This is a genomic window from Methylococcus geothermalis (genome assembly GCF_012769535.1).
Lineage (GTDB): Bacteria > Pseudomonadota > Gammaproteobacteria > Methylococcales > Methylococcaceae > Methylococcus > Methylococcus geothermalis.
Genome location: NZ_CP046565.1, coordinates 2,952,396 through 2,975,444, shown reverse-complemented (window position 1 = coordinate 2,975,444; position 23,049 = coordinate 2,952,396). Strand labels below are relative to the sequence as shown.

The 23,049-nt window shown below is 63.3% G+C and carries 19 protein-coding genes and 2 pseudogenes; 12 read left to right on the top strand and 9 right to left on the bottom strand.

All coding sequences use genetic code 11. The features are described 5' to 3' along the window. Nucleotides 1-75 precede the first annotated feature (75 nt). Nucleotides 76-699, bottom strand: coding sequence for a methenyltetrahydrofolate cyclohydrolase (fchA, locus tag GNH96_RS13820; protein ID WP_169604196.1), 624 nt, complete (start codon nt 697-699; stop codon nt 76-78). A gap of 142 nt (nt 700-841) precedes the next feature. On the opposite strand from fchA, the gene GNH96_RS13815 reads away from it, so the two are divergent. Beyond that, nucleotides 842-1,702, top strand: a complete 861-nt coding sequence (locus GNH96_RS13815; protein ID WP_169604195.1) for an NADP-dependent methylenetetrahydromethanopterin/methylenetetrahydrofolate dehydrogenase — start codon at nt 842-844, stop codon at nt 1,700-1,702. A 9-nt stretch (nt 1,703-1,711) separates the two neighbouring features. On the opposite strand, the gene cysS is transcribed toward GNH96_RS13815, so the two are convergent. Both cysS and gltX read right to left on the bottom strand, forming a co-directional pair. After that, nucleotides 1,712-3,160 carry a cysteine--tRNA ligase gene (gene cysS, locus GNH96_RS13810; RefSeq protein ID WP_169604194.1) on the bottom strand — a complete coding sequence of 483 codons (1,449 nt, stop codon included), beginning with the start codon at nt 3,158-3,160 and terminating at the stop codon, nt 1,712-1,714. Between the two features lies 1 nt (nt 3,161). Further along, nucleotides 3,162-4,562, bottom strand: coding sequence for a glutamate--tRNA ligase (gene gltX, locus GNH96_RS13805; protein ID WP_223163433.1), 1,401 nt, complete (start codon nt 4,560-4,562; stop codon nt 3,162-3,164). Between the two features lie 232 nt (nt 4,563-4,794). On the opposite strand from gltX, the gene GNH96_RS13800 reads away from it, so the two are divergent. From GNH96_RS13800 to yecR, 8 genes are all read left to right on the top strand, one after another. Then, entirely contained in the window at nt 4,795-6,261 is a 1,467-nt protein-coding gene (locus GNH96_RS13800; protein WP_169604193.1) for a complex I subunit 4 family protein, read from the top strand. Nucleotides 6,262-6,269: 8 nt separating this feature from the next. Beyond that, the gene (locus tag GNH96_RS13795) at nt 6,270-9,557 is read left to right on the top strand and encodes a DUF2309 domain-containing protein (RefSeq protein WP_228719876.1); all 3,288 of its coding nucleotides are present in this window, start codon (nt 6,270-6,272) and stop codon (nt 9,555-9,557) included. An 8-nt stretch (nt 9,558-9,565) separates the two neighbouring features. Next, complete coding sequence (locus tag GNH96_RS13790) at nt 9,566-11,131, top strand: NADH-quinone oxidoreductase subunit 5 family protein (protein WP_228719875.1); 1,566 nt, start codon at nt 9,566-9,568, stop codon at nt 11,129-11,131. A gap of 10 nt (nt 11,132-11,141) precedes the next feature. Then, on the top strand, nt 11,142-12,695 hold the full coding sequence (locus GNH96_RS13785; protein ID WP_169604192.1) for a complex I subunit 4 family protein: 1,554 nt from the start codon (nt 11,142-11,144) through the stop codon (nt 12,693-12,695). 18 nt (nt 12,696-12,713) lie between these two features. Beyond that, nucleotides 12,714-14,249: a complex I subunit 4 family protein gene (locus GNH96_RS13780; protein ID WP_169604191.1), complete on the top strand. Its 1,536-nt coding sequence runs from the start codon at nt 12,714-12,716 to the stop codon at nt 14,247-14,249. 197 nt (nt 14,250-14,446) lie between these two features. Beyond that, nucleotides 14,447-14,971 (top strand): peptidylprolyl isomerase, encoded by a 525-nt coding sequence (locus tag GNH96_RS13775; RefSeq protein ID WP_169604729.1) that lies wholly within the window; start codon nt 14,447-14,449, stop codon nt 14,969-14,971. A gap of 149 nt (nt 14,972-15,120) precedes the next feature. Beyond that, complete coding sequence (locus tag GNH96_RS13770) at nt 15,121-16,170, top strand: IS630 family transposase (RefSeq protein ID WP_169602699.1); 1,050 nt, start codon at nt 15,121-15,123, stop codon at nt 16,168-16,170. Between the two features lie 36 nt (nt 16,171-16,206). After that, complete coding sequence (yecR, locus tag GNH96_RS16400; RefSeq protein WP_407658830.1) at nt 16,207-16,518, top strand: YecR family lipoprotein; 312 nt, start codon at nt 16,207-16,209, stop codon at nt 16,516-16,518. 113 nt (nt 16,519-16,631) lie between these two features. On the opposite strand, the gene GNH96_RS13760 is transcribed toward yecR, so the two are convergent. The 3 genes from GNH96_RS13760 to GNH96_RS13750 all read right to left on the bottom strand — a co-directional run bounded on the left by GNH96_RS13760 (nt 16,632) and on the right by GNH96_RS13750 (nt 18,621). Continuing rightward, nucleotides 16,632-17,027, bottom strand: coding sequence for a transposase family protein (locus tag GNH96_RS13760; RefSeq protein ID WP_267313405.1), 396 nt, complete (start codon nt 17,025-17,027; stop codon nt 16,632-16,634). Between the two features lie 216 nt (nt 17,028-17,243). Continuing rightward, nucleotides 17,244-18,269: an IS5 family transposase gene (locus tag GNH96_RS13755; RefSeq protein ID WP_169603917.1), complete on the bottom strand. Its 1,026-nt coding sequence runs from the start codon at nt 18,267-18,269 to the stop codon at nt 17,244-17,246. Nucleotides 18,270-18,303: 34 nt separating this feature from the next. Further along, nucleotides 18,304-18,621: a helix-turn-helix domain-containing protein gene (locus tag GNH96_RS13750; protein ID WP_169604189.1), complete on the bottom strand. Its 318-nt coding sequence runs from the start codon at nt 18,619-18,621 to the stop codon at nt 18,304-18,306. Between the two features lie 124 nt (nt 18,622-18,745). Here GNH96_RS13750 and GNH96_RS13745 point away from each other — a divergent pair, with 124 nt between their 5' ends. Next, nucleotides 18,746-19,696 carry an IS5 family transposase gene (locus GNH96_RS13745; protein ID WP_169604188.1) on the top strand — a complete coding sequence of 317 codons (951 nt, stop codon included), beginning with the start codon at nt 18,746-18,748 and terminating at the stop codon, nt 19,694-19,696. 106 nt (nt 19,697-19,802) lie between these two features. Here GNH96_RS13745 and GNH96_RS13740 read toward each other — a convergent pair whose 3' ends face one another. Continuing rightward, complete coding sequence (locus tag GNH96_RS13740) at nt 19,803-19,970, bottom strand: hypothetical protein (RefSeq protein ID WP_169604187.1); 168 nt, start codon at nt 19,968-19,970, stop codon at nt 19,803-19,805. A gap of 307 nt (nt 19,971-20,277) precedes the next feature. Here GNH96_RS13740 and GNH96_RS13735 point away from each other — a divergent pair, with 307 nt between their 5' ends. Both GNH96_RS13735 and GNH96_RS13730 read left to right on the top strand, forming a co-directional pair. Further along, nucleotides 20,278-20,823, top strand: a complete 546-nt coding sequence (locus GNH96_RS13735) for a hypothetical protein (protein ID WP_169604186.1) — start codon at nt 20,278-20,280, stop codon at nt 20,821-20,823. A gap of 53 nt (nt 20,824-20,876) precedes the next feature. Beyond that, nucleotides 20,877-21,790: pseudogene (locus tag GNH96_RS13730) on the top strand (IS3 family transposase); the annotation flags it as partial. Nucleotides 21,791-21,847: 57 nt separating this feature from the next. Here the strand turns inward: GNH96_RS13730 and GNH96_RS13725 are convergent. Together GNH96_RS13725 and GNH96_RS13720 are read right to left on the bottom strand one after the other, a co-directional pair. Further along, a pseudogene (locus tag GNH96_RS13725) lies at nt 21,848-22,255 on the bottom strand (transposase zinc-binding domain-containing protein); the annotation flags it as partial. 304 nt (nt 22,256-22,559) lie between these two features. Beyond that, entirely contained in the window at nt 22,560-22,889 is a 330-nt protein-coding gene (locus GNH96_RS13720) for a hypothetical protein (protein ID WP_169604184.1), read from the bottom strand. Between the last annotated feature and the right edge of the window lie 160 nt (nt 22,890-23,049).

Sequence of the window (23,049 nt, the reverse complement as noted above, 5' to 3'; positions counted from 1 at the left end):
CCGAACCTTGTCAATGCGCTACTCAAAGAGACGCGCATTCTATATTTTCGAAATAGGCCCGTCAATCTCGATCTTCTAAAGATGGGCCTTGACCGTTTCGAAAACGGCAATGGCCTTGGCCTCGCCTTCCTTCAGCAGGGCCTCGAGCCGGTCCACCCGATCACGGGCGAAAGCCTCGTCTTTCACGCCCTTGGCGTTGACGTAGACGTTCAGTGCCGCGCTTTTGAGGGCGGCATGGGCGGCCATGACGGCCACGCCGGCGTCGCTGATGAGGTTGCGGTTGCCTTTTTGGGCGGCGATGTCACTCAGTTCGATGATATCCACGCAAAGCCGGGCGCAGGCCAAGGGCACGTCGGTCGCGGCTTTCAGCGCTTCCTGGATGGCCCTGCCGCGCGCGGCTTTGTCGTCCTCCGTGTCGCGGGGCAGGGCGTAGGCCGCCATGACGCGGTCGAACGCTTCGACGTCCGCCCGGATCATGTCCATGGATTGCGCCCGCAAGGCGTCGGCCCGCGCCAGGACGCCGGCCATCTCGGCTTCGACGGCCTCGTAGTTCTTCTTGCCCACGGTCAGATGACATACCATGCCGACCAGCGCCGCGCCCATCGCGCCCATCACGGCCGCCGCGCTGCCGCCGCCGGGTGTCGCAGACTTGCTGGCGAGTTCGTCGAGAAACTGCTGGATAGGCTGGTCTTTGATCATGGCGCCGCGCTCAAGTCTTGAGAAAATAACGGCCGGCCATTATAAGCAAGCCTTGCAGCTAGCGTAAAATGGGCGTCTTCATGACATATCGGTCCGATCCGCCTCGATCGTCGGGAACACAACCCAAGCACGAACCCTGACCATGAAAAAACTGCTGTTTCAATTCGATACCGACCTGCATCCATCCGTTTTCGACACCGTCGTCGGCTATGACGGCGGCGCCGACCAGGTCATCGCGCACGGGCATCTGACCCCGGACAACGTCGGTCCGCTGGTGGAGGGCACCATCTTCACCCGTGCTCCCAAGGACAAGAAATACACTGCTATTTTCGTGGGCGGCAGCGATCTGGTGGCGGGTCAGAACTTGTTGCGGGCGGTGCGCAAAAAATTCTTCGCCGATTTCCGGGTGTCGGTGATGCTGGACAGCAACGGCAGCAATACCACCGCGGCGGCCGGGGTCGCCAAGCTGGCTTCGAGCGGGGTGCTGGCCGGCAAGAAGGCGGTGGTGCTGGCCGGCACCGGACCGGTGGGCCAGCGCGCGGCGGTGATGCTGGCGAAGGAGGGCTGTTCGGAGGTGGTGATCACCTCTCGGCAGCTGGCCCGCGCCGAGCATGCCTGCGCCGAGATGAAAACGCGTTTCGGCGTGGATCTGACGCCCGTGGAAGCTTTCGACGACGATGCCCGGGGCTCGGTGATTGCCGACGCCCGGATCGTGTTCGCTACCGGCGCGGCAGGGGTGCAGCTACTGGACCTGCATCACTGGCGCGACAACCCGAATCTGGAGCTGCTGGCCGACGCCAACGCCACTCCGCCGTTGGGCTTGGGCGGCGTCGACATGATGGACCGAGGAGCGGACCGGTACGGCAAGATCGTATGGGGAGCGATCGGTTTCGGCACCTTCAAGTTGGCGCTGCACCGGGCGTGCATCGCCAAGCTGTTCGAGAGCAACGATCAGGTGTTCGACGCGGAGGAGATCTTCGCGCTGGCCAAGACCCTGGCCTGAGGGCCGGCCTTATTCACGCCGCCAGGTGGTGCCGCCGGCGGCATCCTCGAGGATCACCCCCTGGGCCTTGAGTTCGTCGCGGATACGGTCGGCCTCGGTCCAGTTCTTGGCTTTGCGGGCCTCGAGGCGCAATTGAATCAAGCTTTCGATTTGCGCTCCCGTAAGTTTGCCCCAGGATGAGTCCCCGGTGGCCGTGGCTACGGATTGCGCATGCGCTTCAAGTTGAATACTGCCAGCTTTCAACCACGCATCAGGCTCGTCCTGCAAAAGGCCGAGAACACCACCCAAGGTTTTCAATGTCGCGCCCAACGCGGCGGCCTTGGCCGGTTCCGCCGCCTTGTGCCGGTTGATCTCCCGCGCCAGGTCGAACAGCACGGCGATGGCTTCGGGGGTGTTGAAGTCGTCATGCATGGCGTCCGCGAAACGTAAAGAGAAACCCTCACCCCGGTCCTCTCCCAGGGGGAGAGGGAGGTCTGGAGCCAAGCCGCGCAGCGCGGTGTAGAGGCGGGACAGCGCCGCGGCGGCCTCGTCGAGGTTTTCGTCCGAATAGTTCAACGGGCTGCGGTAGTGGCTGTTGAGGATGAAGAAACGCACCACCTCCGGCCGGTAGCGGGCCAGCACCTCGCGCACGGTGAAGAAATTGCCCAGCGATTTGGACATCTTCTCCTCGTTGATCCGGACGAAGCCGTTGTGCATCCAGTAATTGACGAAATGCTCGCCGGTCGCCCCTTCCGACTGGGCGATCTCGTTCTCGTGGTGGGGAAACTGCAGGTCCATGCCGCCGCCGTGGATGTCGAAATGGGCGCCCAGGCAGCGGGTCGACATGGCCGAGCATTCGATATGCCAACCGGGACGGCCCGGCCCCCAAGGGGATTCCCAGGATGGCTCGCCCGGCTTGGCCGATTTCCAAAGCACGAAGTCCAGCGGATCGCGCTTGGCGGCGTCCACTTCGACCCGCCCGCCGGCCTGCAGCTCTTCGAGGTTCTTTCCCGACAGCCGGCCGTAACTACCGAAGCTCGACACCGCGTAGAACACGTCGCCGTTGCTGCCGACATAGGCGTGGCCGCGCTCGATCAGTGTCCCGATCATCGCCTGGATGTCCGCGATGGACTCGGTCGCGCGCGGCTCGTGATCGGGCGGCAGCACGCCCAGCGCCCGCTCGTCCTCGTGCATCGCCTCGATGAAGCGGGCCGTCAGCGCGCCGATGCTCTCGCCGTTTTCCGCCGCCCGCTTGATGATCTTGTCGTCGATGTCGGTGATGTTGCGGACATAGGTTACGTCCAGCCCCAAGTGCCGCAGGTAGCGCGCCACCATGTCGAACACCACCATGACCCGGGCATGGCCCAGATGGCAGTAGTCATACACCGTCATTCCGCATACGTACATGCGGACACGGCCCGGCTCGATGGGGCGGAATTCCTCCTTCCGCCGGGTCAGGCTGTTGTAGATCTTGAGCATGTCATTCCGATTCGTAGGTGAATTCGGCCAGCCGGCGGTGCAGGCGCGGTTTGTCCATGAGCTGGTAGATCTTCGCCAGCTCCGGCCCGTCCAGGCTGCCGGTCAGCGCCGCCCGCAGGGGCAGGAACAGGTGCTTGCCCTTGGCGCCGCTGCGCCGTTTCAGCCCGGCCAGGAACGCGGCAAAGTCGTCGGGCGATTCCGTCGCGGCATCGATGGCTGCCAGGTAGAACGCCTCGCCGGCGGATTGCGCCACGGCGGCGATGTCGGCCTCCAGTTCCAGTTCGTCGGTGAACAGGACCTTGGCCCAGGCATCCGCCTGCCTGGGGAACAGGCAGTTGCTGCGGACGATGTCCAGGAAATCGGCGCGATGGGCTTCGGGCACCACGGCACGTGTTTCGGCGTGCAGCCAAGTCCATAGCGTGTCGTCGGCCGCTCTTCGCACCGCCAGGCCCTGCCAGTGGTCAAGGTGGGATACGTCGAAACGCGCGGGCGAGCGGCCCAGCCGGTTGACGTCGAAGCCGGCCCGAAGCTCGGCGACGCCAAGCAGGCTCTCGCTGTCGTAAGGGTGGCCGAGCCGGGCCAGCATGTTGACCACGGCCTCGGGGAAGTAGCCCTCCTCCCGCAACTGGTTGATGCTGCGGCTGCCGTTGCGTTTGGACAGCGGCGCACCGTCGTCGCCGACGATGAGCGATATATGGGCGTAGCGGGGCCGGGGGAGGTCCAGGGCCGCCAGGATCATGAGCTGGCGCGGGGTGTTGGCGAGGTGATCCTCGCCGCGCAGCACCCGGGTGATCCCCATCAGGGCGTCGTCGATGGCATTGCAGAAGAAGAAGGCGGGGGTGCCGTCGGCGCGGCGGATGATGAAATCGCCGATGTCGTCGCTGGCGAACCGCTGCGGGCCTCGCACCTCGTCCTCGAACTCCACTGCTTGGTTTTTCGGGACCCGGAAGCGCAAAGTCGGCGACAGTCCTTGGTCCCGCTTGCGGCGGATTTCATCCACCGAGAGATGGGCGCATTTTCCCGAGTAGCGCGGCGGCCGGCCGGCGCTCAACTGCACCTTGCGCGAAACCTCCAGCTCAACCGGTGTGCAGAAGCAGGGGTAAGCCAGGCCTTTTTCCTCCAGGGCGCGGTAGTAATCTTTATAGATCGAGCCGCGCTGAGACTGGAACCAATGCGGGTCGGGCTCGGCGGACTGCGGCCCCTCCTGCCATTCCAGGCCGAGCCAGTGCAGATCGGCGATCAGTTCATCGACGAACTCGCGGCGGCAGCGCTCCCCATCGGTGTCCTCGATACGCAGCACGAAGGTATCGCCGCCCAGGGCGCTAAGCAATGCGGTGCGGGCGTTTCCGAGGTGGATCAGTCCGGTCGGGCTGGGTGCGAATCGCGTCTTGATCGGGGGCATGGGGGGATAGCGGAACGGACGAGTGGGCGAAAAGTAACGTAAGAGAGTAACGGCAACGAGCGAGCGCCTGCAACCTGCGCGGGGCTTCCTGGAGTTTGCCATCATTCATGAGCATGTTAACCTTCTCCGCCGTGTGAATCGGGCACCGTCCCAAGAAAAACGGGTGACCGGGGATCGGCCGGCAACCCCTCCGAAACGATACATCGACAAAATCGCGGGATACCGGTCCGTCGTGAAAATCTTGAGCTGCCTCCTCTGGACGCCGTTGGCGGGCGCCCTGGTGCTGGCCTTGCTGCCGCCGCGGCTGCACCGGCACGCATGCAGCGTTGCCTTGGGGTTCAGCGGGCTAGGCCTGCTGTGGACCCTTGCTGTCGCCATCCGTTTCGATACGGCCTCGCCGGACATCCAGTTCGGCGAGGCTTTGCCCTGGAATCCCGGCATGGGCAGTTTCTATGCCTTGGGCGTCGACGGCTTTTCTCTGCCCATGGTGCTGCTCTCGGCATTCCTCTGCCTGATCGCCCTGCTGGCCGGCCGCAGCGGCGCCCGGCCCCGCGGGTATTACACGGCCTTCCTGAGCCTCGAATTCGGGCTGCTGGGTGTCTTCATCGCCCGCGACTGGGCGCTGTTCTACGTGTTCTGGGAGCTGACGCTGATCCCGCTGTTCTTCCTGATCGACCAGTGGGGCGGAAAGCGTCGCCACAGCGCCAGTCTGAACTTCGTGCTCTACACCATGGGCGGCTCGGTCTTCATGCTGATCGGGCTGCTCGTGGTCTATACCTCGTCGGCCGAACACTCGACGCTGATGGATTCGATGCAGGCCGCGGGGCGCGAGCTGCCGCGCGCCAGTCAGATCGTGATCTTCCTCGGCCTCCTGATCGGCTTCGGCGTGAAGATGCCGGTGTTTCCCCTCCACGGCTGGCTGCCGCTGGCCCATGTCGAAGCACCCAGCCCCATCAGCATCCTGTTGTCCGGCGCCTTGCTCAAGATGGGCGCCTACGGCCTGATCCGGGCCTGTGGCATGCTGCCGGAAGCGGCGGTCGTGATGCAGCCCTGGCTGGCGGCCATCGCCTTGGTCGGCATCGTCTATGGCGCGCTGCTGGCTTGGCGCCAGAGCGATCTGAAAGCCATGATCGCCTATTCCTCGGTCAGCCACATGGGCTTCGTTCTGCTGGGGCTCGCCACGCTGAATCCGGTAGGCCTGACGGGAGCGGTGATGCAGATGACCGCCCACGGCCTGGTGGCGGCCGCGCTGTTCCTGCTGGTCGGCCTGCTGTACGAACGCAGCCATACCCGCGAAATCGGCGATTACGGCGCCCTGGGCCTGACCGCACCCCGCTTCGCGGCGTTCACCACACTGGCCCTGCTGGCCTCCATGGGGCTGCCCGGTTCCGCCAGTTTCGTCGCCGAACTGCACGCGATGCTCGGCGGTTTCCAGCGCTTCGGCGCATGGATGTTGGCCGCCAGCTTCGGCGTGCTGGTGGGCGGCGCCTATGCGTTGCGAAGCGTTTCCGCGCTGGTCACGGGGCCGGTCCGGCCGGCGACGTCCGGCCTCGAAGATATGCGTCCGGCGGAATTGGCGGGCGCGGCCTGTCTCGCTGCCGCCATCGTCTCTCTCGGCGTCGCTCCGGCCGCCATGCTCGAGCTGAGCCGGGTTTCGATCGGCCATTATCTGGCGGCCGTGCATCGCGAGTCCTTCTGAGCCCGAGCATGAGCCACCCGACCGGCGCCGCCCCAACCGATCTCAAGAGCCGCCTGGCCGAAGCCGTGCAACGCATGGAGCATGTGCTGCCCGGTCAGGCGCCGATCCGCGATTTCGTCCATCACAACACCCTGCACGGGTTCCAGCATCTGCCTTTCGAAACGGCGCTGGAGGAGGCCGAGCGTCTCACCGGCATCCACGGCTACCTGCCGGAGAGCGAATTCAGGGCGCTCTACCGGAAAGGCCGCATCGCCGACGCCGACATCGAGGCGGTGCTCGACCGGCACCTGGCGCCGCAAGGGGAGGAAACCCTGGCCGTCACCGGCGATGAGCCGATCACACGCAGGCAAATCCATCGGCTGCTGCTGACCGTCGACTTGAGGCCAGCGGACCCCGCCCGTTTCACCTGGCTGGTCGACGAACTCAAGGCGCTCGACCGCTTCGATCCCGAAGTTTCGCCCGAAGCCCGCCGCCGGCTCATGGACTCGGCCAAGCGGGGCCAGGACGGAAACGCGGCCATGCCGCCCCTGGTCCGGGACCTGTGGGATGCTTGCCTGGAACGGCTCGGCCTGAGAGAAGATGCCGCGCCGCATCCGGAAGACCTGATGGAGCACGCCATCGCCCAGGCCGAGGCCCTGTACGCCGAATTCAAGGCCGACTCGGCCGGCAGCGAACTGTCCGCGCTGCACCGCGCCATGCGTGACGAGGCGCGCGCCCTGCTCGCCGGGGAGATCGACGCGGTGGGGCGGGAGCGGACCCTGCGCGGCTTCATGCTGAAGCTGACGGGGCAGGACGTGCTGGACCGGGTCCGGCCCCAGCTCATCCGCCATTGCGCCTCGCACCTCGACGAAGGACTGGCCGCCTGGCATTCTCCTGACCGGAACCTGGGATTCTATGCGGCCTGGAAGCAGGCGATGCGGCATGGTATCGAGCGGGGACTCGGCGAGGTGCCGCTGGACCGGAGCGACCTGGACGGCCTGCCCGACGATCCGGTCGAGGCGGTGGTCGCAGAACTCGAGCAGCGCGGCATTCCCACGCCGTCCTGGGAAGGGTATCTGGAACGCCTGGCGCTGGAGCTGCCGGGCTGGGCCGGGATGATGAACTGGCGCGCCCACCGGCCGGCCTACCGGGCCAACCGCACCGCGCCCGCGAGCCTGATGGATTATCTGGCGGTCCGCCTCATCCTGGACCGCCGCTACCTCCGGCAGATCTGTTTCGACACCTGGGGGATCGGCGCCAACATCGGCGAACTCGCGCGCTACTTCGGGCGCCACCTTTCCGAATTCGTGGTGCGCCGCGCGCTGTACCGGGGCGGGCTGCCGGAATGTCTGACGGCCGTGTGCGCCGATCTGGTTCAGCGCGCCGGCAGCGAGCGCAACGCTAGGAAGCCCTGGCGCATCGCTGCCGACATGATCTTCTCCTGGCACCATGCGCCCGAGGCCGAGCGGAACTCCCGCCGCAGCGTCCACGGAGACGGCTGGCGGCTGTTCAAGCTGGCCCAGCATCTGGGCCTTTCGGCGCATGATGTCCGGGCATTGTCGTCCGCGGAGATCGATCGACTGCTCGGTGCCCTGGACGAGCTGACACCCGGCAGGCGCGGCCATCTCTGGCTGTGCGCCTATGAACGCCACTACCGCGAGCCTCTGTTCAACGCGCTGGCGAACAACCACGGGCGCGGACGCTGGGCCACCCGCAAGGAGCGTCCCGAAGCGCAGATCGTGTTCTGCATGGACGACCGGGAAGAGGGCATACGCCGCCATCTGGAAGAACTGAACCCGGCCGTCGAGACCCTGGGCGCCGCCGGCTTTTTCGGCATTCCCATGCACTGGCGGGGCCTGGACGACGCCGAACCCACGGCCCTGTGTCCGATCGTCGTCACGCCCGCCCACGAAGTACGCGAGGTTCCGCGCCCCGGCGAGGAAGCGGTTCGGCAACTGCACGACCACCGTCGGGGCGTGGCGCGGTTTCTGGGCCGGGTATTCAACCAGGAGATTCGCCGGAACCTGCTCAGTTCGCACCTGTTGGTCGATCTGCTGGCGCCGGGCGTGCTGGTCGGATTGATCGGCAAAGTCCTGTTGCCCCGCTGCGCGGCGAGACTGTCGAAGCGGATCGCGGAAGCCTGGCTGCCCGAAGTGCCGACCACGCTGGCGCTGAACGCGGCGGACGACGCCCGCCCGGCTACGCCGGCGCAGCCCCGGCAGGGCCTGACCGATGCCGAACAGGCAGACCGGGTGGCGGCCTTCCTGCTGAACATCGGCCTCATCGACGGTTTCGCCCCCATCGTCGTCCTGATGGGGCACGGTTCGATCAGCCAGAACAATCCACATCTCGCCGCCTACGATTGCGGCGCCTGCAGCGGCCGCCACGGTGGCCCCAACGCCCGGGTGTTCGCGGCCATGGCGAACCGGCCCGAAGTCAGGGCCAGGCTCGCGCAGCGGGGATTGCGGGTTCCGGACGACACCTGGTTCGTCGGCGCCGAACACAACACCTGCAGCGAGGAGATCACCTGGTTCGACGCTCAGGACATCCCGTCCTTGAACCGAATCGGCTGGCATGCCTTCGCGCAACAGCTGGACGAGGCCCGCCGGCTTTCGGCGCAGGAGCGCTGCCGCCGTTTCGCTTCGGCGCCCAGACAACCCTCGCCCGGGCGGGCGCTGCGACATGTCGCCGGGCGCTCGACCGATTTCAGCCAGGCCCGGCCGGAACTGGGCCACGCCACCCATGCCGCGGCCTTCATCGGCCGGCGTTCGATCAGCCGCGGCCTGTTCCTGGACCGGCGGGTGTTCCTGATTTCCTACGACCCGACCCACGATCCGGAAGGGCGCATCCTGGAGGGCATTCTGCTCGCCGCGGGCCCGGTGGGTGCCGGCATCAATCTCGAATACTATTTTTCCACCGTTAACAACGAACGCTACGGTTGCGGTTCCAAGGTGTCCCACAACGTGACCGGGCTGTTCGGCATCATGGAAGGCACGGCCAGCGATTTGCGCACCGGCCTGCCGCGGCAGATGGCCGAGGTCCACGAAGCCATGCGGTTGCAGATCGTGGTGGAGCAGACGCCGGAAATCCTGGCCGCGATCTACCGCCGTCAGCCGCCGATCCGGGAACTGGTCGGCAACGGCTGGATCCTGCTTTCCGCGATCCACCCGGAAGACGGGACGATTTCCGTTTTCGATCCGGAGCTGGGATTTGTCGAATGGTCCGGCAGCCGGGCCGACATGCCGGTCTACGAACGCTCGGCCGACTGGTTCGAAGGTCATGCCGACCCGCTGCCGCCCGCCCTGATCGCCGTCTGACGTTCCCGATGGCCTACCTGGAAAAAGCCGCAGTTCTCATCCCTCTGCTTCCCGTCGCGGCTGCGTTCGGCATCGGCGCCGGCATCGCCTGCGGGCGGATCGAGGGTGAGTCCTGCGAACGCATGACTGCCCGCCTGGCGCAGGCGGTGCTGGGGGCGTCCGGACTGCTGGTCTTGGCGTTCCTCGTGCTGGGCCAGACCGGCGGGCTCGAGACCCGGACGGTGCTGGGCACCTGGCTGGCCAGCGCCGATTACCGCGTGCTCCTGAGTTTCCAGCTCGACCGCCTGAGTCTGGCGCTGTCGGCGCTGGTCGCGCTGATGGCCTATCTGGTCGCGCGCTTCTCGGTCAACTACATGCACCGCGAGCGCGGATTCCATCGGTTTTTCCTGGTGCTTTGCCTGTTCGCCGGGGCGATGCAGCTCCTCGTGCTGGCCGGGAATCCCGTGCTGACGTTTTTCGGCTGGGAACTGGCGGGGGTCTCTTCTTATCTCTTGATCGCCTATGCCTATGACCGGCCGGTCGCGGCCGGCAACGCCACCCGCGCCTTTGTCACCAACCGCATCGGCGATGCCGGTTTCATCCTGGCGATTGCCCTGAGCTTCGTCTGGACCGGCCAGCTCGAATGGCCGAAGCTGCTGGCCGGACTGGCGCAGCTCTCGCCGGAGAAGCAGAACCTCGTCGCCGCCTGCTTCCTGGTCGCGGCCTGCGCCAAGTCCGCCCAGGTGCCGTTCTCGCCCTGGCTGTCCCGCGCCATGGAGGGACCGACACCCTCCAGCGCGATTTTTTACGGTGCGCTGATGATCCATGCCGGCGTCTACCTGCTGTTGCGGCTGGAACCCTTGTTCATGCAGGCGGCGCCGGCTTCGGCGCTGATGGCGTCCGTCGGCCTGCTCACGGCGCTCTACGGCTATCTGTGCGGCCTCAGCCAGACCGACGTGAAATCCGCCCTGGTGTTTTCAACCCTGGCCCAGGTCGGGTTGATGTTCCTGGCTTGCGGCCTCGGGTTTTGGCGGCTCGCGGCCTGGCACCTGTTCGCCCACGCCATCGTCCGCGGCTACCAGTTCCTCACCGCGCCGGCACTGATGCACGCGATTTCCGGCCTGCCGCCCAGGCCCGTGCCGGCCTGGTTCGCCGCCAGCCGCCGTGGCTACGCCGTTTCGCTCAACCGGTTCTGGCTGGAAGCCCTGGGCGACCGCGCCTGTGTCTTGCCGGTGCAGCGGTTGGCCGATGACTTCCATGCCCTCGACCGCCAGGTGCTGGACCGCATCGTCGACGCTCCGGCCCCGGCGGTCCAGGCGCTGGCCGCGCTGGCCAACTGGGAGGAACAGCGTATCGGCATCGCTTTGGGCGCCGAGGCGGGGCAGGGGATCGGCGGCCTGCCCGCCTGGATCGTGGCCCGGACCGCAGGGGCCCTGCACTGGTTCGAGGAGCGCCTGGTGCTGCAAGGCGTCGGCCTCGATCTGTGGCGCGCTGGACGGCGTCTCGGGCGGTCTCTGCAGCGGCTTGAAACCCTGCTCGCCCAGCCGCGCTACCTGGGCCTGGTGCTGCTGGTTTCGCTGTTTGCCATCGGCTGAGGCGAATGCCATGACGGGCGAGATACCTTGGTCCGAACTCACCGGCTTCCCGGTGCTCAGCACCCTGATCGGCCTTCCGCTGGTGTTCATGCTGGCGGCGCTGCGGGCGGACCGCGCCGCCCGGGCTTGGGCGATCGGCTTCGCCGGCGCCGTTGCGGAACTCGGGGTGGCCCTGTTCCTCCTGAGCCGGTTCGACGCGGGCACCGCCGATTTCCAGTTCACCGAGCACACGGTGTTCCTGTCCCTCCTGAATTACCATCTGGGCATCGACGGCATCAGCTTGGGGTTCGTCCTGCTGACCGCGTTGCTGACGGTGCTGGTCCTGCTGTTCCGGGAAATCGGGAAGGACGGGCCTTGCGGCCTGTTCGTGGCGACCGTGTTGGCCTGCGAGGCGACGGCGATGGGCATGTTTCTCGCCCTGGACCTGGCCCAGTTCTGGATTGCCGCCTGTCTGGAGCCGTGGCCGATCGCCTTGATCCTCGGGCGCTGGGGCGGCGGCGATCCGGCGGGCGCGGCCCGGCGGGTTTATATGCGCTTTGCCGGCATGGGTTTGGCGCTGCTGGGTGGAGGCATCCTGTTGCTGGGGCTGGGTCATGCGCGCGCCACCGGCATCTGGTCGTTCGACCTGGCGGCGCTGCTGGCAGCGCCGCCATCCGGCACGCTCGAATCCCTGATCTTCGTGCTGCTGTTCTATGGATTCTCGGTGCGCTTGGCGCAGTTCCCGCTGCACGGCTGGCTGCCCATCGTCGCGGAACAGGGCGTACCGGCCACCGCCTTGGCCGTTTTGGCGGGCATGAAAATCGGCATCTATGGCCTGCTGCGCTTCGTGCTGCCGCTGCTCCCCAACGCGGTTCACGAATGGACCGAATGGGCTCTGGGCTTGGCCCTGGCGGGCATGTTCTACGGTGCGGTGCTTGCGCTGATGCAGCTCAATTTCCGGCGGCTCATGGCGTTTGCGACGGTCAGTCAAACCGGGATGCTGGTGGCGGGGGTCTTCGCCCTGAACCTCGAAGGCTTGAGCGGCACGCTGCTGCTGGCATTCAATTTCGGCGCGGCGGGTGCGGGACTGTTCTTCATCGCCGGCATGCTCCGGCGCCGCACCGGCACGCTGTTGCTGCCGCGCCTGGGTGGGCTGTTCGAATCGCTGCCGGGGCCGGGCCTGCTGTTCCTGGTCGCCGCCCTGAGCACCATCGCCATGCCGGGCACGCCGGGCTTCGACGCCGCCCACCTGCTGCTGGAAGGGCTGATCGAAAGCCGTGGCCTGGGGGCGGCGATCGCGGTCGCCGTGGGCAACGTGCTGGCCGCCGGTTTCCTGCTGTGGGCGTTCCAGCGCATCTTTCTCGCGCATCGCCGTTCGCACCGGCCTTACCGCGGATGGCCGCCGCTCCAGTGGCGCGAACACGCCTTGATCGTCTCGCTGTGCCTGGTGTTGCTGGGGGTGGGGTTCTACACCGCGCCCTGGCTTCATCTCGCCCATCAGGCGCTGGTCCGGCTGGCACAGGTGCACAGCCTGCCGTCCGCGGCGCTGCCGGCCTCTGCGCGGCCATCCGCCCACCCCGCATGACCTCCCCTGGAAGACGCCATGATTCCCGATGACCTGCCGCTCCTCAGCCTGCTGATCGGCTTGCCGCTCGCGGCGGGTCTTTCGATGGTCTTCGTGTCGCAGCCGGCAGGGGCTCGGATGCTGGCGCTCGCCGCCGCGGTGCTGGAAGTGCTGCTGGCCACGGCGCTGCTGGGAGGATTCGAGCCGGTCGCTACCGGCCTGCAATTCGTCGAGCGCCATGCCTGGATTCCTTCGCTGAACGTCCATTACCAGCTCGGCGTGGATGGCGTTTCGGTGCTGTTCCCGTTCCTCGGCGCCGTCCTCAGCCTGGCGGTGATCGTGGCCTCCTGGACCGCGGTACAGACCCGGGTGCGCCTGTATTACGGCATGATCCTGGCGCTGGAGGGAGCGACCGTCGGGGTGTTCTGCGCCACGGACCTGATGCTGTTTTTCCTGTTCTGGGAACTGACCATCGTCCCGGTCTACGTGCTGGCCGGTTTTTCCGGCATCGGCCCGCAGCGCCGCTATGCCGCCGTGAAATACGCCCTGTTCATGCTCGCGGGCGGCATCCCGCTGCTGTTCGCCATCATGCTGCTGGCCCTCAATCATGCCCATGTCCTCGGCATTCCGGCGCCTGCCGGATTGAGCTTCGATTATCTGGCACTGCTGGACACCCCGCTCGACGGACAGCTAGCGACCGCGATCTTCCTGCTGCTGGCGCTGGGCTTCGCCGTCAAGGCGCCGCTGTTCCCGTTTCACGGCTGGCTGCCCACTCTAGCCATGGAGGGCCCGGCTGGGCTCACGGCCTGGCTGGCCGGACTGAAGCTCGGCGCCTTCGGCATCGTGCGCTTCGCCGTGCCGCTGAGCCCGCAGGCTGCGCTGGAATACCGCGGGCTGGTGGCCGGCCTCGGGGTTTTTACCGCCGTCTACGGCGCCCTCGTCGCGCTGCGGCAGACCAACCTGCGCCGGCTGCTGGCGTTTTCCAGCATCAGCCACGTCGGCCTGGTGGTCGCCGGCATTGCCACCTTGAACTTCCAGGCGCTGCAAGGCGCGCTGTTCCAGCTCGCCAATTTCAGCATCGTCGCAGGCGGGTTGTTCCTCGTCGCCGGCTTCCTTCAGCACCGGCTCGGTTCGACCGAAATCGACAGCCTCGGCGGACTGGCGAAACCGATGCCGGTGCTCAGCGCGCTGTTTTTCATCCTGGGGCTGGCCAGTCTCGGCATCCCCGGGACTTGCGGCTTCGCGGCCGAACACTTGATCCTCATCGGGCTGCTGCGGCAGCACAGGGGGCTCGGCCTGACGGCCCTGTTCGCCGGCGTCGTCGGCGCCGCCTATCTGCTCGGATATTTCCGGCGCGCCTTCCTGGGGCCGGACAGGCTGGGCGCGGCTCCCGCCGAACTCGACCTGCGGCCGCGCGAACTTCTGGTCGCCGGTGCCCTGGTGCTGTGGGTGATCGTGCTGGGGCTGTTCCCGCAGCTTGCGCTCGACCTCAGCGACGGCGCCGTCAGCGCCCTGCTGGCCCGCGTCCACGAGGCCTTGCCGGACGGTCCGACTTCGGTGGCCGTCGCCGAATGAATCCGAAATCCGCGTCGGCAGGTCGAGCCCGGACTCATTTGCCTATACAATACCGCCCGCCATTTGACCGACCCCTTCGTGCAGGTATCCCGATGCTCAACCGACATCCCATGCGCCGCCTCGTTTTCGCGACCGCGTTGTGCGCCACCTTCGTTCCTCTCACTTCCATTGCCAAAGAAACCGGAAAAGCCAAGAAGATGACCGCCCCTCCGACTCAAACCCAAGTGCAGCTTCACACCAACATGGGCGATATCGTGATTCGCCTCGACACGGAAAAGGCGCCCATCAGCGCCGCGAACTTCCTGGCCTACGTCAAGGAAGGCTTTTACGACGGCACCATCTTCCACCGGGTGATTCCGGGCTTCATGGCCCAGGGCGGCGGCTTCACGCAGGATTACAAGCAGAAGAGCACCCATGCATCGATCCAGAACGAGGCCAACAACGGGCTGACCAACAAGCGCGGCACCATCGCCATGGCGCGCACGCCGGACCCCAATTCGGCGACGGCGCAGTTCTTCATCAACTACGTCGACAACAACTTCCTCAATTACAAGAGTCCGACGCCGCAGGGTTGGGGCTATGCCGTGTTCGGCGAGGTGGTGAAGGGCATGGAAGTGGTCGACGAAATGGCAAAGGTCCCGACCGGCGCCGGCGGCCCGTTTCCGACCGATGTTCCGCAGAAAGCCATCGTGATCGAGAAGGCGACGGTCGTTTCGCCCTGATCGTCCGCTGTCCGGAGGGCCGCGCCGCGGGCCTCCGACCCCGTTTTCATCCCACCCCGCAGAGCTTCCGGCCATTCACCCAAATCCCGCGATTCCAAAACAACTATTAACCAGGCAATCAAATAGCGGTTAGTGATATAATATTGGGCATGGAAAAAGTTGATGCCCGGAAATTACCTCGCGAAGCCCAAGACGAAATGCGTCGGCAGGCGATGCGGATGCGTGTGGAATTGAAATTGCCTTGGCGGGAAATTGCGCGGGTGGTTGGCGTCAATATCAACACGGTCATTGGTTGGTCCAAGCGTTATTCAAGGGAGGGCGAGTCTGGCCTGAAATCGAAGACGCGAGGTCGTCGGTATTTGTCGGGACGGACGCTGACCCTGGCCCAGGAATGGCAATTGCGATCGGTCATCGTGGGCGAGAACCCCAAGCAATTGAGTCTGCCGTTTGCCTTGTGGAACCGGCGGGCGGTGATGCAACTGGTCAAGGTGCTGTTCGGCATCGACATGCCAATTCGCACCGTCGGCGAATACCTGCTGCGCTGGGGCTACACGCCGCAGCGCCCGATGAAGCGGGCACTGGAACAAAATCCGGTCAAGGTTGAGCAATGGCGCAACGACACTTATCCGGCGATTGCGGCCCGCGCCAAGGCAGAGGGTGCCGTCATTTACTGGGGTGACGAAACGGCGGTCGCGGAAGATGGACACTGGCTGCGCGGCGATGCGCCGGTGGGACAGACGCCAGTGCTTGCGGCGCCGAGCAAACGGCATGGCCTGTCGATGGTTTCGGCGATCAGCAACCAAGGACTGGTGCGCTTCGAGTTCACCGAGGAAGCCATGAACACCGATTGGTTCATTGGCTTCATGACGCGCCTGATCGCCGACAGCCGTCAGAAAGTTTTCCTGATCCTCGACAACCTGAAAGTGCATCATGCAAAACGCGTGACCGCTTGGTTGGCCGAGCGTAAAGCGCAGATCGAAGTCTTCTATCTCCCGCCGTACTCGCCCGAGATCAATCCCGACGAATACCTGAACCGGGACTTCAAAACCGAACTGCGATCCTCTGACCGAGCCACCAGCAAAAAAATGTTGCTTCAAAAGGCGAACCGATTCATGGAATTCCTCAGAAAAACACCAGAACGGGTGATGGCTTACTTCAATCATTCGGCTGTCCAATATGCAGCATTTCAGGATATTTGATTGCCGAGTTAATATACACCTTGAAGGTGCAAGAAGATGCGCCCTTCAGGGTGTCCATTTGTAGTTCGGCGGCGGGCGACGTCCCATCGGCGAGTGTCCAGCGGTCAGTCAGGACATCTGGAGGTCAGCATGTGTAAATGGGCGGTGGTTTGGACGGTAGCACTCCTTCTCGGCATCGCGGGCTGTGCGGTCAGAAAGGATTGGTTCGCGACTGGGGGCAGTCGTGCAGATGGTACCGTGCAGCTCTCATACACATGGCGCCGCTTCGAACAGCCGGTGGTGGATGGGGCACAGGGCGTTGCGCTAGCGACATCAAGATGCGCAGCGTGGGGATACAGTGGCGCATAGCCTTTCGGTGGCATCGTCACGGGATGCAATTCGGTGGATTTCGAAGGCTACTGCAACAGCTGGATCGGCACAGTCGTATATCAATAGAGTTGCTTCCAATGATAACCATATGATCACAAAGACATTTTTAGATTCCAAAGGCCAGCGGCAAGGCCGAAAAAGCTATCGATGAATATGTCGAGTCGGTTTCTAATCCGATGCATCAAGCAGTGAAAGGTCTTCATTCCTCCAATGGAGTGCTCGACTGAGATTCGGGTTCGTGCTTGCTTTTTATTCTCTCGTATTTGTTGAACTGTCAACGCGGCATGAGGATTGTTCTTGGATGCCCTGGGTTTCTTGTGAGGAAGGTGAATTCTGGCTTTATTCCCATAATCGGCAGTGGCACCAAAGAACCCTAAATCCAACCAGACATCGGCGCCATCAAACCACGATAATGCGGGATCGAACAGTTGCTTCATCAGCGCATAATCATGAACGCTGCCGGCCACAACACCTCCAACGAATAGAATTTGCCGCTCAAGGGTCGAAATGACTAAGGTTTTAACCGTATGTCGTTTTTTTTGCCGCTATAGGGCACCTCGAAAAACCGGGTATTAGTCAGGTAAAACGAGCAATCCGACCTGATCAGTCGGTCGTCCCGCGATGCTTGCGTTTTTTGGCCCTGCCCGGCAGGCGCTTTCCGTCCGGAACCGCCCCTTCCGGCGTTTCCGGACGGTCCCCGTGCGTCAGAAGGCCACCACTCCGCACGCCTTGAGGCTGCACAGGCGGCGTAGGTTGTAGGTCGCCGCCTTCCCCGCAAGCAGGAACCTGGCCCGGTCCAGGCCGATGCAGCGCAGCAGCTTGCCGCCCATCTGGTCCAGCGTGGCGAATACATGCTCGACGCGCGCCCGGACTCGGGCGATGCGGGTGTTGCGGCGCTTCTGGCAGACGGACAGGGGGCGGCCCTTCTCCGCCTTGCGTTGGATGTGGACTCGCCAGCCCCGGCTCTTGAGGCGGGCCTCTCGCTCGCCATCGACGTAGCCCTTGTCGCCGTAGAGGTCGCGTCCGGTGTTGGCGCTGTCCAGCACGTCCTCCAGGTGCAGGGTGTCATTCTGACTGGCGGTGCTGACCTTGAGCTTGCGGATCAGCTTGTAGCGCCGGTCCGCGCTAACCGACAGCTTGTAGCCGAAGTAGGACTTGCCGTGCTTCTTCGTCCAGGTGGCGTCGACGTCCCGCTGCCGCCGCTCGGCAGGCTTCCAGTCCGCAGGCATCGCCTGCGCCTTGATCTGTTCTCCTTCTTCCTCGGTGACGTGCTGCCGGGGCACGGGAACCAGGCTGGCGTCCACGATCTGACCGCCTCGCGCGATATAGCCGTGCCGCGCCAGTTGCCGGTTCACCGCCTCGAACAGCGCGTCCCCGGCCTGCGCTGCCGTCAACCGCTCGCGGAAGGTCCAGAACGTGGTCCGGTCCGGCACCTGGCTGCTGCGCCGCAGGCCTAGGAAGCGCTGAAAACTCAGGCGGTCCAGCACTTGAAACTCCATTTGTTCATCGCTCAGTCCGTACAAGTTCTGAAGGAGGAATGCACGCACCATCAGTTCGGTCGGAAACGGCGGGCGTCCGCCACGCGCTCGGCTTGGACGCGGTGCGGCCCGATCGATTTCGGCGGCCAGCACCTTGAAGTCGATGTGCTTTTCCATCTCTCGCAGCACGTCGCCCAAGCGATCCAGCTTGGCCTCACGTTCCTCCGCGGCGAATAGGCTCTCTCTGATCATGGCGGCTCAGGCAGGTTGTTCAGGGGCGGTATTGTCACATGACCTCGGTTTTTCGAGGTGCCCTATAGCGGGCTTTTTGCTGATCGTCATCCTGCGGCCTGACGCAACCGCATTCCACTCCGTCAATGATGAGATCGCCATGTTTTTCAATCAGTTTCATCATCTCTCCCGGTGTCGTCAGCGCCCGCTCTGGCAGCAGATCGAGCTTCGCCAAGCTGCGCCGCAACACGGGCAGAAGTTGTTCCACATGTCGATGCGCATGCCCCGAACTCAAGCCAAAATGGAAGCCCAGGACATCGAAGGTACAGTAGGTCTTGAGGTAATACAAAATGAAGAACAGCTTCTTATCCATCCGATCGAGATAGCCAACATGACCTCATTTTTGTACCCGTTTTATTTCGCCTTGCCTAAGGAACCTCTGAACAAACCCTGCGGGTAAGCTATTCCTGCCCAGAACCCCTGAACGCGGAGCCCCGATGAAACAGACCACCTTCGCCTCCTTAGCCTTTGACCGGAAGAAGAAGCAGACCCGGCGTGAGAAGTTCCTGGCCGAGATGGAGCAGGCGGTGCCGTGGCCGGAGTTGCTGGCGGTGATCGAACCGCATTACCCGAAAGCGGGTCGGCGCGGTCGTCAACCGTACCCGTTGGCGACGATGCTCAGGCTTTACTTCCTCCAGCAATGGTATGCCTTGTCCGACCCGGGCCTGGAAGACGCCCTGTACGAGATCGAATCGATGCGGCGTTTTGCGGGTCTGGAGTTGGCCGATGACGCGCTGCCGGATGAAACCACGATCCTCAACTTCCGGCGCCTGCTGGAACGTCACGAGCTGACGGCGAAGTTGATGAACGCCATCAATGACGTGTTGGAAGCGCGAGGGTTGCTGCTCAAGGGGGGCACGATGGTGGATGCGACGATCATCCATGCCGCGCCATCGACGAAGAACAAGGCCAAAGCGCGCGACCCGGAGATGCATCAGACCAAGAAGGGCCATCAGTGGTTCTTCGGCATGAAGGTGCACGTGGGAGCAGACGTTCACACCGGTGTCGCCCACACGGTCTCGGTCACACCGGCCCACGCCTCGGACATCAGCCAGTTGCCGAACCTGCTGCGCGAGGACGACCGGCTGATCCTCGGCGATGCCGGCTACGTCAACGATACCTATAAGCGCGCGGCGCGGCAGGCCGGGGTCGTGTGGGGCGTCGCCTTGAAAGCCCGTCCGAAACGGCGCTTGGGGTCGGCACAGAAACGCCGCAATCGGCGAATGTCGTCGATCCGCAGCCGAGTCGAGCACCTTTTTCGGGTGATGAAGCGGCAGTTCGGCTACACCAAGACGCGCTACCGGGGTCTGGCTAAGAACGCCGCCCAGGTGTTTACCCTGATAGGGTTGACCAATCTCTACCTGAAGCGGTACGCATTGATGACCTGACGGGCGAGGTGCGCCCGGAATCCGCCCCGACGGGCGCATCCGGGGGGGGATCGCCACGGTAAGTAAGGAATTTCGGTACCCTTCACCCATTTTCAAAGCCTGATTATCAGCGGGATGTGTTTTTACCGGCCAAATCGGGTTTGTTCAGAGGTTCCCTAACACGTTCTTGCTGAATCTCCGCATAGGCCTCTTCAAAGATAGGGTAGAGCTTGGCGAATTGAGCCTTGTTCATTCCGATCAGGGCTCTGACAGTACGTTCGCTGGTTTCTTCCATGAACTTTTCAAAAATCACTGACTGACACCATTCGATTGTTGTTAATGGGTATATTTATACCACAATAAATCCATTTTTATCATCGGAAGCAACTCTAATGTGTCGGCAACCCGAAGTAGTAGAATTGAACGCCGCCGAACACCGGCCTTGCAGCCGACGCGCCAAGCGCGCGGCTGAAGGCCAGCGTTATACACCTTGAAGGTGCAAGAAGATGCGCCCTTTAGGGTGTCCATTTGTAGTTGGGCCTAGCATGCACATGATTCGACGCCTAGCAATTTGGTTCTGGAGAGCTTGGCCAGTTCTCGTTATGGCAGCGCTCACTTATGCTCATTGGCGTGCCCTTGCCTGCTTTCCATCCGAAACCGTGTTAGTCAACAAACTCACCGGAACGGCTATGCAAGTCGTGGGCGGTCTGATCGTCCTCTATTCGCTAGATAGCAACCTTGGCCTATTCCGAAATCAAAGCCTCATAGCCACCGTTATTGCTTGGTTTCGTGACTGTCCAATTTTCGTGCGCTCCATCACTCTATCCGCAAGTGCCACAGCTTCCTGTAGCTCGTCGGCCAGCATGTCTGCCACCGTAATCCGCGCAGCTAAAACGATTGAAGAACGACTTGCCGCCCTTGAGGGTCGGTTCGAGGAATTGCGCGCTGAAGTGGCTACGCAACATCAGGCAATCCACTCTCGCATCGAAGATGTGAAATCAGAACTTTCGAGTTCAATCGCATCGAATCAATCAGCGCTTCGCAAGTTGTCTGAGCAGGTTGAAAACGCAACCGTTGGAGGCTTTAAGCAACAGGCTTTCGGTGTAATGCTCGCAATCTACGGTGCCATCACCAGTGTGTTCGCCTAGGCCCAACCCGGCAGTCAAGCGGGACTGCGCAAAAGCGCGCAGCCCCTTACGAACTCCACGCCAAGATCGGGCAGTTGGCGATGGCGAATGATTTTTGAGTCGCCGCGCTCGGTCGCGTCGGCGATGCGAGCGCAAAACGATGATTGACCGGTCTGACAAGCTCCCTGTGGTGCGCCAGTGTGAATTGCTGGAGCTATCCCGCTCTTCGGTGTATTACGTGCCCCAGCCAGTTTCAGAAAGCGATCTGGCCTTAATGCGTCGGATCGACGAGTTGCACATCAACCATCCGTTTGCTGGCGCCCGCATGCTGCGCGACCTGCTGCGCCTGGAAGGCATTCAGGTGGGCCGCCGGCATGTGTCCACGCTGATGAAGAAGATGGGCATCGAGGCGCTGTATCGACGGCCGAACACCAGCCGGAAGCATCCGCAGAACCCGATCTTCCCCTATCTGCTGCGCGGTCTGGAGATCACCAGAGCGAACCACGTAGGGGCCATGGATATCACCTACATCCCCATGCGCAAAGGCTTCGTGTACCTGGCTGCGGTACTCGACGGGGCGACCCGGCGGGTGCTGTCTTGGCGACTGTCCAACAGCCTGACCACGGACTTCTGCATCGAGGCCGTCGAGGAAGCTCTACAGCGTCATGGCAAGCCGGAGATCTTTAACACCGACCAAGGCAGCCAGTTCACCAGCACAGAGTTTGTCGATCTGCTCCAAGGTCAAGGTCTCCGAGTCAGCATGGACGGCAAGGGCCGCTGGGTCGATAACGTATTTGTCGAACGGCTTTGGAAAAGCGTGAAATACGAGGAAGTTTACTTGCATGCTTACGACTCAGTTTCTCAAGCAAGGCAAGGCTTACAAAGCTATTTCAAGTTTTACAATGAACGGCGGCCTCATTCATCGCTTGATGGCAAGACCCCGGATAGCGTGTACTTTAATTCGCTGCCACTCCAGAAGGCAGCCTAAACCGCAGAAGCCCACTTAAGCCCGGTAAAATCCTGTCTAAAAAACCGGGGCCACCGCATAGCGCAGGCGTTTCGGCAACGATAATACCCACTGCCGCACCGGAACCTGGGGAAACACGTGATCCACCAGATGAGCCGCCGTTTCGTCCATCCGCCGTGTGTTGCACGAGGGGCAGACGCCACGGCCTTTGCAGGAAAAGGCCACCAGATAATCGTGGCCGCAATGATCACAGCGCGCCCTGGCAAAGCCGTTCGCCAGGATGCCGCAGGTCAGGTATTGCCGGAATTCGTGCTCGATGTACGCGGGTACCGAGTCCTCGCCGCCGTCGCCGGAGTGGGCCATTTCCAGCCAAGTCTCCAGATTCTTTTGCACCACCTGATAGACCACGCTCCGCTCTGGCCGGCGCGGTTGGTAAACCGCTGGCCGCGTGGCAAGCTTGGGTGGATCGCGGGTACAGACCGACATGGAATCCGGGAACGGGCATTTGAGTTCCCGGAAGGTCGGCAGATAACCGCCGAACTTGAGATTGACCTGGCCGTTCTGTGACGGATCTCACGAGATTCTCGCTTTGACGATCAAAGCTTCCTAGCCCATCTTCACACCCCCCTCAAACTCCCCCTCAGGTCTGTGTGCTCATCAGTGGTGGTTCAGCGCCAGCCGGTCACTTCCAGAACCACTCCGTGTCCTGTGACGTTGTGCTGGATGCTCACGAAGAAGCGCTTGCCGGAGGCATCGAAGAATCCCCCTGTCCACTCGGCGTTCAGATCGTTCAGCGTGGCGATGCGCAGGCAACCATCATGTCGATGTTGGCGCCGGCGTTGGGGGCAGCAGTGACTACCTGTGCGCGCAGTCCCTTGCCAAAGCTGGCGAGAACCCTCGGATTCGCTTCGGCAGTGGCCGCGTCTATGCTCAGGGTTGAAGAAGCCGCTAGCGGGCGCGCGATGCCGAACCATTGCTCCCCGTACGCAGTGAGTTGCTTCTCAACGAACTTGCCGAAGTCGAACCGGCGCTGGTGACCGTCGTTGATTCCGCGTTCTGCCACCGCGCTCCCGGCGATACTCATGAGTCCCACCGCCGCGAGACATACCAGTGTTTTCATCAGGGTAATCTCCGTAACTGTTGCAAACTTGGGTGCATGCCAGCTTCTCGATGCCGGCACAGAGCTTCAGAATGGCGGGCGAAGTTTAAGCACTCGTGACGGACAGATTACAGAACGGAGAAAGGACCCGGGCCGGAATCGTGGGGTGGGAGGTCTTGAG